Origin of the sequence: Azospirillum thiophilum (assembly GCF_001305595.1) — a bacterium.
Classification (GTDB): domain Bacteria; phylum Pseudomonadota; class Alphaproteobacteria; order Azospirillales; family Azospirillaceae; genus Azospirillum; species Azospirillum thiophilum.
In genome coordinates this window covers 821603-835235 of sequence record NZ_CP012402.1, presented here as the reverse complement: position 1 = coordinate 835235, position 13633 = coordinate 821603, and the positions used below count along the sequence as shown (strand labels likewise).

General features: G+C 65.2%; 14 protein-coding genes. 10 read left to right on the top strand and 4 right to left on the bottom strand.

Going from position 1 to position 13633, the window contains the following annotated elements:
- The first annotated feature begins 32 nt into the window (after positions 1-32).
- The 5 genes from AL072_RS17295 (at position 33) to AL072_RS17280 (ending at position 3145) form a co-directional block, all read left to right on the top strand.
- Positions 33-596 (top strand): cytochrome c oxidase subunit 3, encoded by a 564-nt coding sequence (locus AL072_RS17295; RefSeq protein WP_045583027.1) that lies wholly within the window; start codon positions 33-35, stop codon positions 594-596.
- Between the two features lie 11 nt (positions 597-607).
- A complete protein-coding gene (locus tag AL072_RS17290; protein ID WP_245636825.1) occupies positions 608-922 on the top strand; it encodes a cytochrome C oxidase subunit IV family protein in 315 nt (104 codons plus the stop codon).
- A gap of 23 nt (positions 923-945) precedes the next feature.
- On the top strand, positions 946-1101 hold the full coding sequence (locus AL072_RS35205; protein WP_167543387.1) for a hypothetical protein: 156 nt from the start codon (positions 946-948) through the stop codon (positions 1099-1101).
- A 209-nt stretch (positions 1102-1310) separates the two neighbouring features.
- Positions 1311-2483: an amino acid aminotransferase gene (locus tag AL072_RS17285; RefSeq protein ID WP_045583028.1), complete on the top strand. Its 1173-nt coding sequence runs from the start codon at positions 1311-1313 to the stop codon at positions 2481-2483.
- 17 nt (positions 2484-2500) lie between these two features.
- Positions 2501-3145, top strand: coding sequence for a YitT family protein (locus AL072_RS17280; RefSeq protein ID WP_045583029.1), 645 nt, complete (start codon positions 2501-2503; stop codon positions 3143-3145).
- Between the two features lie 25 nt (positions 3146-3170).
- On the opposite strand, the gene AL072_RS17275 is transcribed toward AL072_RS17280, so the two are convergent.
- Positions 3171-3644 (bottom strand): YchJ family protein, encoded by a 474-nt coding sequence (locus AL072_RS17275; protein WP_045583030.1) that lies wholly within the window; start codon positions 3642-3644, stop codon positions 3171-3173.
- A gap of 231 nt (positions 3645-3875) precedes the next feature.
- Between AL072_RS17275 and AL072_RS17270 the strand changes: the two genes are divergently transcribed.
- On the top strand, positions 3876-4976 hold the full coding sequence (locus AL072_RS17270; protein WP_245636824.1) for an HD-GYP domain-containing protein: 1101 nt from the start codon (positions 3876-3878) through the stop codon (positions 4974-4976).
- 13 nt (positions 4977-4989) lie between these two features.
- Positions 4990-5370, top strand: a complete 381-nt coding sequence (locus AL072_RS17265) for a hypothetical protein (RefSeq protein WP_052710103.1) — start codon at positions 4990-4992, stop codon at positions 5368-5370.
- On the opposite strand, the gene AL072_RS17260 is transcribed toward AL072_RS17265, so the two are convergent.
- Complete coding sequence (locus tag AL072_RS17260; RefSeq protein WP_045580516.1) at positions 5358-6356, bottom strand: IS1595 family transposase; 999 nt, start codon at positions 6354-6356, stop codon at positions 5358-5360. The two genes, AL072_RS17265 and AL072_RS17260, sit on opposite strands and share 13 nt — an antisense overlap.
- 121 nt (positions 6357-6477) lie before the next feature.
- Between AL072_RS17260 and AL072_RS17255 the strand changes: the two genes are divergently transcribed.
- The gene (locus AL072_RS17255; protein ID WP_342669613.1) at positions 6478-6936 is read left to right on the top strand and encodes an HD-GYP domain-containing protein; all 459 of its coding nucleotides are present in this window, start codon (positions 6478-6480) and stop codon (positions 6934-6936) included.
- Here the strand turns inward: AL072_RS17255 and AL072_RS17250 are convergent.
- Positions 6923-7582, bottom strand: a complete 660-nt coding sequence (locus AL072_RS17250) for a TetR/AcrR family transcriptional regulator (protein WP_045583031.1) — start codon at positions 7580-7582, stop codon at positions 6923-6925. The genes AL072_RS17255 and AL072_RS17250 overlap by 14 nt on opposite strands.
- Before the next feature lie 144 nt (positions 7583-7726).
- Between AL072_RS17250 and AL072_RS17245 the strand changes: the two genes are divergently transcribed.
- Together AL072_RS17245 and AL072_RS17240 are read left to right on the top strand one after the other, a co-directional pair.
- Positions 7727-8791: an efflux RND transporter periplasmic adaptor subunit gene (locus AL072_RS17245; RefSeq protein WP_245636822.1), complete on the top strand. Its 1065-nt coding sequence runs from the start codon at positions 7727-7729 to the stop codon at positions 8789-8791.
- A complete protein-coding gene (locus tag AL072_RS17240; RefSeq protein ID WP_045583033.1) occupies positions 8788-11910 on the top strand; it encodes an efflux RND transporter permease subunit in 3123 nt (1040 codons plus the stop codon). Before AL072_RS17245 ends, AL072_RS17240 begins: the two co-directional genes overlap by 4 nt.
- 213 nt (positions 11911-12123) lie before the next feature.
- Here AL072_RS17240 and AL072_RS17235 read toward each other — a convergent pair whose 3' ends face one another.
- A complete protein-coding gene (locus AL072_RS17235; protein ID WP_342669605.1) occupies positions 12124-13599 on the bottom strand; it encodes a sodium:proton antiporter in 1476 nt (491 codons plus the stop codon).
- Positions 13600-13633 lie beyond the last annotated feature (34 nt).

Genomic DNA, 13633 nt, shown 5'->3' with positions numbered 1-13633 from the left:
ACCGTGGCGGTCGGCAACCAAGGGGAGCGGAGATGGCCGACACGGAGGCGAGCGGCCTTGCCGCGCTGCCCGGCAACCTCATGATGTGGATCCTGATCTTCAGCGAACTGGCGGTGTTCGGGGTCGCCTTCCTCGGCTTCTCGGTCGCACGGGTGATGGACCCGACCATATTCGCAGCCGGACAGGCCCATCTGAGCGGTACGCTGGGAGCGCTGAACACCATGGTGCTCGTGACCAGCGGCTATCTGGCCGCCCGGGGCGTCGCCGCCGGACGGCGCGGCGAGGTGACGCAGGCACGCCGGGCAATGCTGATGGCCGCGGCGGTGGGATCGGTCTTCCTGGCGGTCAAGGCGGTCGAGTATTCGGCGACGCTGGGTGCCGGACTGACCATCGACAGCGACGTCTTCTTCACCCTCTATTTCCTGCTGACCGGCTTCCACGCACTGCATGTGGTTCTGGGGATCGTGATCCTGCTGCTGGTCGGCTGCTCGGGCCCCGACACGCTGGTGGAGAACCTGGAGACCGGCGCCGCCTTCTGGCACATGGTCGATCTGGTCTGGGTGATCCTCTACCCGCTCGTCTATCTGATCCGATGAGGAGACCGGCCATGGAAATCGTCAGGCGTATGACGGGGAGGATCGACAGGCTGACCCTGTCCTGGCTGATTTTGCTCGGCCTGACCGCCGTCACGCTGCTGTTCGCCCGCCATGACGATGCCGGCGGCGGGATCGGCGTTGCCGGCGCTGCCCTGCTGCTGGCGCTCGCGGTGGCGAAGGGGCGGGAAATCCTCCTGCATTACCTGGAATTGAAGCACGCCGGTCCGGGCTGGCGATCGGCGATGACGGGCTGGCTGACGCTGCTCAGCGGCGCACTCCTGCTCGTCACCGCCGCCGGCTCTCTGGGCTGGGTCGGGCCGCACTGAAGCCCTCGAGGACGACAATCATCATGACCGATGCCAAGCTGGGCCTGATCCTGACCAGCGTCGCCGTCATCACGGTCGCAGTGGCCCTGCACCGCCAGCATGCATTGGAACCCAAGGGTCTGGTCATGGTGATCGCCGCGACCGCAGCCATTTTCGCTGCGATGTTCTTCACGCAGTGACGACTGTCCAAACCCCCGTCAGCCATGGATCGCCCGGCCTCGGCTGGCTGAACGACGTCCGATAGCAGCAAATTTCAGGAGCGCGACGCCCCTGAGAACTTCGCGATTGTCCGGAAAGCCGCGAAGGTGGAGGATCGCACGCGCCGGCACCCCCGGCCAATGCCTCTTCACCCACGCTTTCCCCTTCTCCAAGGACCGGACGACCCGACATGTTCAACGCGCTCTCCCGCCAGCCCGACGACGCTCTGCTCGCCCTAATCGGGCTTTACCGGCAGGATCCGCGGCCGGGCAAGGTCGATCTCGGCGTCGGGGTCTACCGTGACGAGGAGGGGCGCACCCCGGTCTTCCGTGCGGTCAAGGCGGCCGAACGCCTTCTGCTCGATGGTCAGGACAGCAAAGCTTATCTGGGGTTGGAAGGCGATTCCCTGTATCTTGAACGCCTGTGGTCGCTGGTCGGCGGCAATGCCGGAGCCCGGGTCCATGCCGCTGGCGTGCAGACCCCCGGCGGATCGGGCGCATTGCGGCTGGCGGCAGATCTCGTGCTGCGCGGCGGGGCCCGGCGCGTGCTGGTCGGTCAGCCGACCTGGCCCAACCATGTCGGCATCTTCGACGCCGCCGGGCTGGAGGTTGTCGGCCATCCCTTCTTCGACACCGCGAGCCAGACCGTGCTGTTCGACCGCATGGTCGAGGCGTTCGAGGCGGCCCGGCCCGGAGATGTCGCCCTGCTGCACGGCAGTTGCCACAACCCGACCGGCGCGCCGCTGTCGCTCGACCAATGGAAGACCCTGGCGGAGATCATCGGGAAGCGCGGCGTGCTACCGCTGGTCGACCTCGCCTACCAGGGGTTCGGCTGCGGCCTGGACGAGGATGCGGAGGGGCTGCGCCACCTGATCGGCGCCGTCCCGGAAACGCTGGTCGCCGTGTCGTCGTCCAAATCCTTCGGCCTCTACCGTGAGCGCACCGGCGCCATCTTCGCAGTCGCCGCGGCGCCGGCCGCCGCCGACCTCGCGAAGTCGAACCTGATGGCGCTGGCCCGCACCAGCTATTCCATGCCACCCGACCATGGTGCCGCCGTGGTCCGCACCATCCTGAGCGACCCTGCCTTGACCGCCGATTGGACAGCGGAACTGGACGGAATGCGTGCCCGCATCACCGGACTCCGTCGCAAACTCGCCGCCGGCCTGGCCGATGCCTTCCCGGCGCTGACCGCGGTGGCGGAACAGGAGGGCATGTTTTCCCTGATGCCGCTGACCGAGGCCGAGGTCCTGCGCCTGCGCGCTGACCACGCCATCTATATGCCGACCTCCGGCCGCATCAACATCGCCGGCCTGAAGACGGCCGAAGTGGACGAAGTGGTGGCGAAATTCGCCTCCCTGCGCTGAGTCGGAGGTCAAGAGCGATGGCCGCGACCCTCCAGGTACCGCCCGTTCCGGACCCGCCTGCTTCGGTGGAGCGCCACCAGCTGTACGAAGACGCGCTCGCCATGCTGATGGGCACGCTGTTCATCGCACTGGGCATGCTGATCTATTCCAAGACGGTGCTGCTGACCGGAAGCACCGCCGGGCTGGCACTGCTGCTGAGCTATATCACCAAGCTCCAGTTCGGCATCATCTTCTTCCTCATCAACCTGCCCTTCTACTGGCTGGCCTGGAAGCGGCTGGGTTGGAAGTTCACCGCGCGCACCTTCATCGCCGTGGCGCTCGTGACGCTGTTCTCGCGCATGACCGACCAATGGGTGGGCTTCGCCCATCTCGACCCGGTCTATGCCACGGTGGTAGGCGGCGGCCTGTGCGGCACGGGGCTGCTGATGCTGTTCCGCCACCGCACCGGGCTGGGCGGCGTCAACATCCTGGCGATCTATCTCCAGGAACGTCACGGCATCCGCGCAGGCTATTTCCAGCTCGGGGTCGATCTTGCGATCCTTGCCGGAGCGTTCTTCGTGCTGACCCCGGACCGGCTGCTGCTGTCGGTGGTGGGAGCGATCATCGTCAACATAACGCTGGCGATCAACCACAGGCCAGGGCGCTATCTGGGCATGAGTTGACGGCAAGGCCGCCGCGGGCGTCGGATCAGCGCCCGCAGCAGGTCTTGTGCTTGCGCCCCGAGCCGCAGGGACAGGGATCGTTGCGGCCGACCTTGACCACGCGGCGTGGCGGATCCTTCGGGTTTAGCACGCTGTCGACATACAGCCACCGGCCGTCGATCCGGCGGAAGCTGGACCGTTCATGCAACGGAAGCTCTTCCCCGTCGCGCCGAAAGGTCAGGAAGAACTCGACTGTGGCGCTGTCCTGCTCCTCCGCCGCCTTCATGATGGTCAAAGGTCCCCAATCGCACTCATCCGCCATCCGTTCGGCGTCGACGCGACTGAAGGCGGCGCGGGTTTCCGGCGCACAGGTCCGCTCGATATGGTCGATGTCACGGCGCACGAAAGCGGTGTAGCGGGAGCGCATCAGCGCTTCGGCGGTCGGTGCGGACAGCCCCGCCAGGATGGGGCCGCAGCATTGGTCGAACGCGCGGTCGGAACCGCAGGGGCAGACGGACATCGTGAAACAAATCCTCTAACGATCAACGGAAACGAACTGACACTCACAGTGTCGCCGAAAGGCTCAACGTGATCTGAATGCTTGTATTCAGGTCCGGTACAGATACCTTCTACATTATACCAAAGTCCATTCCGGATGAGTCCGGGGTATGGTTCGGATGGCGGGCGGTATGATTGACGGCAGGTGGGGGCAACGTCTAGATCCGCTTGCAGAGTCGGGGAAGTATCGCCGGTGAACGGGCAGATCGGGGACAAGATGTTGGGAGAGGGGCGGAACCGCCGTTTCAGCCTGCTGTTGACTAGATTGGCGAGCCGCAATGCGGATGCGGCGATGATGCGGTTGCCCACTGCCCGCGCCATCCTGTTGCGTCTGGCCGCCGTCGCGCTGTTTCTGGCGCTGGCCGTCGGTGGCGTCGCCTTCCTGGTCGAGGTAGAAATTGCCGACAGGCGGGTATCGGAACTCGCGAAGGAAGAATCCGCTGCCTTCCTTGCGGAAACCCGTGCGGCGCTCGCCGCCGGCGTGGACGATCCGGAGTTGGAAGCATCGTTGCGCCGATTCATGACCAACCGCGGCGAATTGCGCCTCAACCATGGTGACGGCCGGTTCATCGTCGCCGAACTCTATTCTCCCGACCGTAAGAAGACGGCCGAATATGTCGCGCCCGGCGCGGAGTGGGCGGAAAAACGGTTGTCGGACACCCGGCATGGCTTTCCCGACGGCAATGAGTTCCTGTACGACCGGTTCACGCTGGATGGACATGTCTTCATCCAGACGATGGAAATCCTGTTCGATGCTGACGGGAAACTGCTCGGCTATTTCGAAAGCGTCTTCCAACTCTCTTCCCGTCGGTCGCGCGAGATCCTGCGGGATACGGTCACTGTCGTCGGCGTCTCTTCTCTCTCGGTACTCGGAACGGCGCTTGTCCTGTTGCCCTTCTTCGGTGCCTTCAATCGGAGCGTCATGCGCTTGTCACGCGGATTGCTGGATGCCAATATCGGCATGCTGACGGCGCTGGGCAGTGCAATCGCCAAACGGGACAGCGACACCAACGCCCACAATTACCGGGTGACGGTGCTGGCAATCCGTCTGGCCGAGGCGCTGGGGTTGGACGATGCCGCGATCCGGCGCTTGGTAAAGGGCGCTTTCCTGCACGATGTCGGCAAAATCGCAGACTTATGTAGCACCCGCCACCGCCTGATCCTGCCGCGTCGCCGCCCTGCCAGCTACCCTGTCGCCCTGAAGCCGCACAGAAGGGGCATGGAGTATGGGCGAGCCGCACGTTGTCAGCGCCTTGCGGGAGAAGCGGGGCGAGATCTCCGGGGCAATCCTTGAGCTTGAGAAGCGGATGTCTCAGCACCGGGCCGACCTGGTGCACCTGGACGCCACCTTGCGCCTGTTCGCCCCGGAACTGGAGCCGGAGAGCATCGCGCCGAAGAAGCCGCCGGCGAGGCGCTCCCACTACTTCGCCAGCGGCGAGCTGGCGCGCCGCTGCCTGGAGGCGCTGCGCATGGCAGAGGGACGTGTCGTTGCCGCTGAGGAGATCGCCGTCGCCGCGCTGCGCGACAAAGGGCTCGATCCGGAAGACCGCAAGACCCGCTCCGACTTCATCCAGCGCGTCCTCAACACCCTGACCGCCCTGAAAGGCAAGGGCACGGTGGAGAAGATCGGCAATGGCCTGGGCGCCCGCTGGCGCCTTCCGGCCGAACCCGCCGATCACGCCGCGTGAGCGCGCTGCCAGTAGCCGCAGAAATCGACCGACGGGCCGGTCTTCGTCACCAGCCCGACCACGACGCGGAACTGCTCGCCGTTGCTGGTCCGGCGATGATCCTCTCGGAACGCGGCCTCATTGGCGTAGCGGTGCAGGTAGAGGCCCGAGATGTGATGATGGTGCCCGATCTCCCCGCGGCGGATGCGCGAGAAGAAAGATTCCGCCCCGTTGGTGCAGGCGCCGTCCTGGCTGTAGGCGTCCTGGTGGTTGATGCGGTGCATCGGGTAGCGGGCGTGCAGGTCGTTCCAGGCGCTGGACTCGTCCGCATGCACTTCGGTGCCCTTGGCGACGCGCGAGCGGATGAAGCTGCCGGCGGCGTCCTCGGACGGGAACACGCCGGTCAGGGTGCGGCCGTCGCGCTCGCGGATGGTGACGACACACCGGCGCTTGCCGGTCTGGTTGATGGCCAGCCGGCGGTCCTTGCGCTCCGCCTTGCGGTTCTCCGGGCGGACGTGGCCGCCGAAGTAGGCCCCATCGATCTCCGCCGCCTTGCCCGCGCCGCCGATGACGACACCGCGGCTCTCGGCCGCCATCGCTTCGCGGATCTTGTGGCCCAGCACGAACGCCGTCTTGTACTGGACGCCCAGGTCGCGCGACAGCGGCAGCGCGCCCTTGCCCTTCACCTCGTTGACGAAGATCACCACGGCGGCGAGGTACATCCGGAGCGCCAGCTTGTGGAAGGCGAACAGCGTGCCCGAGGTGAGGGAGAAGTCTTTGCGGCACCGCTTGCAGCGCCAGCGAGGCGCACCGCTCGGCCGGCGGCAGTCGTACACCGCATCACAATCGCACGCCGGGCACACGGGACGCCCGTTCGTCTCCGGCCAGCGGATCGCCGCGAACACCGTCTCGGCTTCCGTGTCCGACAGGCGCAGCACGGTCGCCAGCGACAGCGTGCGCGCCGCGGCGCTGAGAAGGAAGTGCTGGCTTTTGGTGCGACGGGGCATGGCGATCTCCGACACGGTGATTGCCCGAGTCTACCCGGCCACGACTCCGTTGTGAATCATCAAGTTCATGATTTGTGCTCACCCGCCGGTCATAGTGGCGGATGCTACATAAGTCCGCAAAATCGCCATTCCCGACCGCATTCTGCTGAAGCCCGGAAAACTCGATGCCGAGGAATTCGCAGTGATGAAGACCCATGTCGTTCATGGACTCGATATCGTCGGTTCATCCGAGTGGCTGGCCGACGGAGCGGATGTGGTCGGCGGCCATCATGAGAAATTTGACGGGTCGGGCTATCCGGCCGGGTTGAAGGGCGAGGCGATCCCGATCGCCGCCCGCATCTTCGCCGTCGCCGACGTGTTCGACGCACTGACCTCCCGCCGCCCCTACAAGGAGCCGATGTCCTTCGTAGCAGCAATGGACATCCTGCATGCCGGAGCGGGCAATCATTTCGACCCCGCGGTCCTGACCCGATTCACCATGATCGCCGCCGGATTGCATGACCGGCTGGTCGAACTCGGCGACGATGGGGTGCAGGACGAGCTTCGGCGGCTGGTCATCCGCTATTTCAAGCTGGCCTGACCGGAGAATCGCCGGCGGGCAGGATTCCATGCAGGAACAGGTCCACGGCCTTGTCGACGAAGGCGTGGCGCTCCTCCTCCGTAGGTGCGGGGCAGAGGCCCAGCACCAGCGCGCAATATGGGCCGCCCTGCAATGCGGCGAGGAGCTGGCGGGCAGCAAAGACGGGATCGTCGGTGGCAATGACACCGCGGTCGGCCAACCGGCTGAACAGCGCAGCGAAATGAGCGATGCCCTGCTCCGGCCCGGCTTGATAATAGAGCTGGGCTGCGACCGGCATCCGCATAGCCTCGCCCGCAACCGACTGGTGAACGCGAATCGCCTCTTCCGACCACAGCAGATCAACGAAACGGCGGCCGACCTGGACCAGGATATCGCGCAGCGGTAACCCGTCAAACATCTCTGGCGTGAAGCGGATACCCCGCCGTTCGCATTCGGCGGAGATCACCGCGGTGTAAAGCTCCTCCTTCGACGGAAAGCGGGTGTAAAGCGTGGTTTTGGATACCCTTGCCCGCTGGGCCACCAGATCCATCGAGGTAGCGGCATAGCCGAGTTCCAGAAACACCTCCCGCGCCGCGGCGATGATCTGTTCGGCTTTGGTATCCTGCGACGCGACCGGTTGCGGCGAATTTTGTTCGGATGACTGCACTGAACTGTACCGTTCACTCTTGACGTTGGATCTGGGCGAGAGTAGGACGATACCAGTACGATACAGTTCAGTCCAGTGAGGAGACGTGGTATGGCCCGATTCCGCGAAAGACGGTTTGCGTCCCGCATGACGGCGATGGTTGCCATGCTGACGACAGCCGGCCTGCTCGTCGGCTGCAACGAGACGCAGTCGGCGGCCTCCGCGCCACAACAGGAAGTCCGGCCGGTTCGCGTGGCCACTGTCGCGCTGGAATCGCATCTGGACAGCGTGCGCTATCCGGCGGTGATCCGCCCACGCGTGGAGGCCGATGTCGGCTTCCGTGTCGGTGGAAAGGTGACCGCACGGCTGGTGGAGGTTGGCAGCCGTGTTGAACCCGGCATGCCACTTGCCCGGCTGGATCCTACCGACCTTCAATTGCAGATCCGCGCCTCGCAAGCGCAATTGGCCTCCGCCCAGGCCGACGCGGCCAACGCGCGCAGCGATTTCCAACGTTATGCCAGCCTGCGCCAGGGCGAATGGACGACCCGGCAGGAATATGATCGCCGCAAGACCACGCTCGACAAGGCCGACTCCAAGGTGCGCGAGGTGGAGGCGCAACTGCGCGTCCTGAACAACTCCGCCCAATACGCCACGCTGCTGGCGGAAGAGGCCGGCGTCGTCACCGCGACGCTGATCGAGCCGGGACAGGTGGTGGCACAGGGCCAGACGGCATTGCGCATCGCCCGGCAGGGTGCCATGGAGGCGGTGGCCAACATTCCCGAACAGCAGGTGGCCTCCCTGTCCGGTCAGACATTGTCGGTGGAGTTGTGGTCCGACCCCGGCCGCAGCATCCCCGGCACCCTGCGCGAGCTGTCGCCCAGTGCCGACGCCGACACCCGCACCTTCCAGGCGAAGATCACGCTGTCCGATCCGCCGCCGACAGTCCAGTTGGGAATGACGGCGACCGTCACGGCGGCGGCCGGTCATGGGTCCTCCGTTGTCCGCCTGCCCTTGGGTGCATTGACCCAACATGAACAGGCCCCGGCTGTTTGGGTGCTGTCGGCCCCCGACAACCGGTTGGAACTGCGCTCAGTCATGGTGACCGCCTATGTCGGCGATCTGGCGCTGATCGGTGGTGGGCTGAAGGACGGCGAGCGCGTCGTCACCGCCGGTGTCCACAAGCTCGACGCCGGCCAGAAGGTGCGCGTCTGGACGGAGCCGGCGCGATGAACCATTCCCGCATGAACCTGTCGGCCTGGGCGCTGGCGCACCGTACGCTCGTCCTGTTCATGATGCTCGCCAGCATCCTGGCCGGCGCGCTCGCCTATAGGACATTGGGGCGTGCAGAGGATCCATCCTTCACCTTCAAGGTGATGGTGGTTCGGACACAATGGCCTGGCGCCACCGCGCGTGAGGTCGAGCAGTTCGTCACCGACCGAATCGAAAAGAAGCTTGAGGAGATTCCATATTACGATGTAGCCCGCAGCTATTCAAAGCCCGGCGAGTCGGTGATCTTCGTCCAGTTGAGGGACTACACCCCGCCGAAGATGGTGCCGGATCTGTGGTATCAAGTGCGCAAGAAGATCGGCGACATCCGCTACACCTTGCCCGACGGGGTGGTTGGCCCCTTCTTCAACGATGAATTCGGTGACGTCTATTCCGCCATCTATGGCTTCATGGGCGAGGATTTCACTCCGGCACAGCTGAAAAAGGTGGCCGAACAGACGCGCGCGCGGCTTTTGAAATTGCCGGGCGTGGAGAAGATCGACCTGATCGCCCCGCAGGAGGAGCGCGTCTATGTCGAGATCTCCAGCCAGCGGCTCGCCAGCTTCGGACTGCCGGTGGATTCGGTGATCCAGGCGCTGCAACGCGAGAATGCCGTCGCTGCGGCCGGCGACATCGATACCGGGTCGCAGCGCGTCTATGTCCGCGTCGACCTCGGTCTCGACACTGCCGCCGCGGTGCGTGCGATCCCGGTGGAAAGCGGCGGCCGGCTGCTGACCATCGGCGACGTGGCAGAGGTCAAGCGGGGCTATGTCGAGCCGCGACGTTACACCCTGCGCTACAACGGCCGCGACGCCATCGGGCTTGGCGTCGTCATGGCCAAGGGCAATAACGTGTTGAAGCTCGGCGAGCAACTCGGTGCCGCGATGGAAAAGGTCCGGGCGGAATTGCCGGTCGGATTGGAGGTGGCGCAGATCGCCGATCAGCCGACGGTCGTCGAACACTCGGTCGGCGAATTCATGGAATCGCTGGTAGAGGCGCTTGGCATCGTCATCCTGGTCAGCCTCGTCAGCCTGGGCTGGCGCACCGGCATCGTCGTGGCTCTGGCCGTGCCGCTGGTGCTGGCAATGACGCTGGTGGCGATGCAGATCCTGCACATCGACCTCCAGCGGATCTCGCTGGGCGCCCTGATCATCGCGCTCGGCCTGCTGGTGGACGACGCCATCATCGCGGTGGAGATGATGGTGGTGAAGATGGAACAGGGCTGGGACCGGTTGAAGGCCGGCGCCTTCGCCTACACCTCCACCGCCTTCCCGATGCTAAGCGGCACCGTCGTCACGGCCGCCGGCTTCGTGCCGGTCGGCTTCGCCGCCTCGGCGGCCGGCGAGTACACCAACTCGATCTTCTGGGTGGTGGCGCTGTCACTGCTGCTGTCCTGGGTGGTCGCGGTGATCTTCACGCCCTATCTTGGCTGGCTGCTGTTGCCGAAGCCCAAGCATGTGGTACCCGACGGGCACGAGTTGGACATCTACGACACCCGGGCCTATCGCATCCTGCGCGGCATGATCGAGGCCTGCGTGCGGGCGCGCTGGGTCACCATCGGCGTCACGGCGGCGGCCTTCGTCATCGCACTGGTCGGCTTCGGTCATGTCCAGCAGCAGTTCTTTCCGTCGGCCAGCAGGCCGGAACTGTTGATCGACATCCGGCTCGCCGAAGGCTCTTCCTTCGAAGCTACGGCTGTTGAAGTGAAGCGGATGGAAGCGACGCTGGCCAAGGATCCCGACGTCGATTACTGGGTCGCCTACACCGGCGGTGGCTCGCCTCGCTTCTACCTGCCGCTCGACCAGCAACTTGAGACCGCCAACTTCGCCCAGTTCATGGTGATGACCAAGGGATTGGAGGAGCGCGAGCATTTCATGCAGCGGCTGGAACCGACGCTGGAATCCGACTTCCCGGCCGCCCGCGTCCGCATCAGCCGGCTGGAGAACGGCCCGCCGGTCGGCTATCCGGTACAGTTCCGCGTCACCGGCGAGGATCCGGCGGCGATCCGCAAGATCGCCTATCAGGTGCGCGACACCATGCGCGCCCACCCCAACACCGCCAACGTGCATCTGGACTGGGACGAGATGTCCAAGCGCGTCCGGCTGGAGGTCGACACAGCCAAGGCCCGTGCGCTCGGCGTGTCCAAGCAGGATCTGTCCGATGCCCTGCAACTGCTGCTGAATGGCATGACGGTCACCCAGTACCGCGAAGGCACGGAGTTGATCGGTGTCCTGATGCGCACGACGCCCGACGAGCGGATGGATCTGTCGCGCCTGGGCGAGTTGAATATCCGCACCGGCCGCGGCACCATCGTCCCGTTGAGCCAGGTCGCCAGCGTCCGCTACGAGTTGGAGGAACCGGTGCTGTGGCGCCGGGCACGCGAGACGACGATGACGGTCAAGGGCGACGTGACCGGCGGCCTGCAGGCCCCGGTGGTCAGCACCCAGCTGAACGGCCAACTCGACACGCTGCGCGCCACCCTGCCCGTCGGCTATGCCATCACCATGGGCGGCGCCATCGAGGAAAGCGCCAAGGGTCAGGACTCCATCAATGCCATGATGCCGGTGATGTTGCTGATCATGGTTACCACGCTGATGCTACAGTTGCAGAGCTTCTCGCGCGTGTTCATGGTGCTGCTGACCGCGCCGCTCGGGTTGATCGGCGTGACCGCCTCGCTCCTGCTGTTCAACCTGCCCTTCGGCTTCGTCGCCATGCTGGGCGTCATCGCACTGGCCGGCATCATCATGCGCAACTCGGTGATCCTGGTGGATCAGATCGAGCAGGACATCCGCGGCGGCCGGTCCCGTTGGGACAGCATCGTGGAGGCGACGGTGCGCCGTGCCCGTCCCATCGCCCTGACCGCCGCCGCCGCCATCCTCGCCATGATCCCGCTGACGCAGAGCGTCTTCTGGGGGCCGATGGCGGTTGCCATCATGGGCGGCCTGGCCGGTGCGACGGTGCTGACGATCTTCTTCCTGCCCGCACTCTACGCCGCATGGTTCCGCGTCCCCCGTCCGGAAACGGAGGCGGTGGAGGAAGGCGGGATGGCGGAGGCCCTGCCGAAGCCGGCATTGGGGGATTGATGCCGGCCCTACCGTCACCCTTGACCGTGGTCAAGGGTGACGGTAGGGCCCCGTGCGATTGTGCCGTCACAATCGATCTTCCGATTGCATCATCACTGCTGATGATATCTCCCGTACTGTCCCCTTGCGCCCGGCGGATTTCGGTCCCCGGGCGCTATTTTTTCGGGAAGGAGGGCAGCATCCCGTCCGGCCGGCGCTGCCGATGGCAGGTGGTCAGATGAAGAAGACCAGCGTGGTCAGCCCCAACAGCGGTACCAGGATGCCGAAGGACCAGGCCATGTAGCCGAAGAAGCTGGGCATGGCGACGCCGCGCTCTTCCGCGATGGCCTTGACCATGAAGTTGGGCGCATTGCCGATGTAGGTGTTGGCTCCCATGAACACCGCACCGGCAGAAATCGCGGTCAGCGTCAGCGCCATGTCGCTCATCAGGGTGTGCGCGTCGCCGCCAGCGGTGTTGAAGAAGATCAGATAGGTCGGGGCGTTGTCGAGGAAGCTGGATAGAATGCCGGTCGCCCAGAAATATGCAACCGGGTTGGGTGTTCCGTTGTCGTTCACTGCGGCGATGATGGCGCCCAGCGCACCGTCGGTGCCGGCCTTCAGGATGGCGATGGCCGGGATGATGGTCAGGAAGATCGCGGCGAACAGCTTCGCCACCTCCAGGATCGGCCCCCAGCTGAAGCCGTTCATGCGCCGGCTCCTGGCGCTGGTCAGTGCCAGTGACAGGCCGGTGATGCCGAGCAGCAGCAGGTTCGAGACGATGGTTTCCAGCGGTACGGTGACATGGTACAGCGTGACGCCGGTCCCCGGATGCCAGACGCCGCTCAGCAGCACCGCACCGACGATGGCGAGCAGAAGAAGAAGATTGACCGATCCTTCGATGCGGATCGGTTCGCGCTCGTGGACGCCTTCGATCAGCGGATGCTTGCCGGGATCGCGGGTGTGCAGGAACAGGTCCAGGCCGAAATAGATCACCAGTAGCAAGGCCGACAAAAAAGCCATCGGCGCCAGCAGATGAACCGTCGGCCAGAAGAAATCCACCCCCTTCAGAAAGCCCAGGAACAGCGGCGGGTCGCCAAGCGGCGTCAGCGATCCGCCGACATTCGATACCAGGAAGATGAAGAAGACGACGGTGTGGACCTTGTGCCGACGATGCTCGTTCGCGCGCAGCAGCGGGCGGATCAGCAGCATCGAGGCACCGGTCGTGCCCATCAGGCTCGCCAGCACCGTGCCCAGTGCCAGCCCCACCGTGTTCGCCAACGGCGTCCCCACCAGCGACCCGGCCAGCCGCACGCCCCCCGCCACTGTGAACAGTGCCGTCAGCAGTACAATAAAGGGGATGTATTCCAGCAGCACCGTGTGCAGCAACTCATAGGTCGCCAGATCGGCGCCGTAAGCCGCAGCGAAGGGTACCAGGAAAGCCAGTGCCCAGAAGGCGGAGATCTTGCCGAAATGATGGTGCCAGACCATCGGTGCCGCCAGTGGAAACAGGGCGATCGACAGCAGGATGCCGACGAAGGGCACCACCCAGAGGGCACTCATGAACCGTCCATCGAGATGCGGCGCGCCGCCACGTGCGATGTCGGCCGCCACTTCAGCAGCTAGGGCGCCCTGCGAAGCCAGCATGACGGCGACGACGGCAAGCGCCGCGCCGATGAAGGCAGGGAACAGGGGCGTGCGGCGGCTGGGCATGGGGGAATTGATCATCGGTCCGGATGGTAGGCTG

Bases quoted from the DNA above. Each gene is read 5' to 3' on its own strand.
- AL072_RS17295 (WP_045583027.1), top strand. From the start codon at position 33: ATGGCCGACACGGAGGCGAGCGGCCTTGCCGCGCTGCCCGGCAACCTC.
- AL072_RS17290 (WP_245636825.1), top strand. From the start codon at position 608: ATGGAAATCGTCAGGCGTATGACGGGGAGGATCGACAGGCTGACCCTG.
- AL072_RS35205 (WP_167543387.1), top strand. From the start codon at position 946: ATGACCGATGCCAAGCTGGGCCTGATCCTGACCAGCGTCGCCGTCATC.
- AL072_RS17285 (WP_045583028.1), top strand. From the start codon at position 1,311: ATGTTCAACGCGCTCTCCCGCCAGCCCGACGACGCTCTGCTCGCCCTA.
- AL072_RS17280 (WP_045583029.1), top strand. From the start codon at position 2,501: ATGGCCGCGACCCTCCAGGTACCGCCCGTTCCGGACCCGCCTGCTTCG.
- AL072_RS17275 (WP_045583030.1), bottom strand. From the start codon at position 3,644: ATGTCCGTCTGCCCCTGCGGTTCCGACCGCGCGTTCGACCAATGCTGC.
- AL072_RS17265 (WP_052710103.1), top strand. From the start codon at position 4,990: ATGTCTCAGCACCGGGCCGACCTGGTGCACCTGGACGCCACCTTGCGC.
- AL072_RS17260 (WP_045580516.1), bottom strand. From the start codon at position 6,356: ATGCCCCGTCGCACCAAAAGCCAGCACTTCCTTCTCAGCGCCGCGGCG.
- AL072_RS17245 (WP_245636822.1), top strand. From the start codon at position 7,727: ATGCTGACGACAGCCGGCCTGCTCGTCGGCTGCAACGAGACGCAGTCG.
- AL072_RS17240 (WP_045583033.1), top strand. From the start codon at position 8,788: ATGAACCATTCCCGCATGAACCTGTCGGCCTGGGCGCTGGCGCACCGT.
- AL072_RS17235 (WP_342669605.1), bottom strand. From the start codon at position 13,599: ATGCCCAGCCGCCGCACGCCCCTGTTCCCTGCCTTCATCGGCGCGGCG.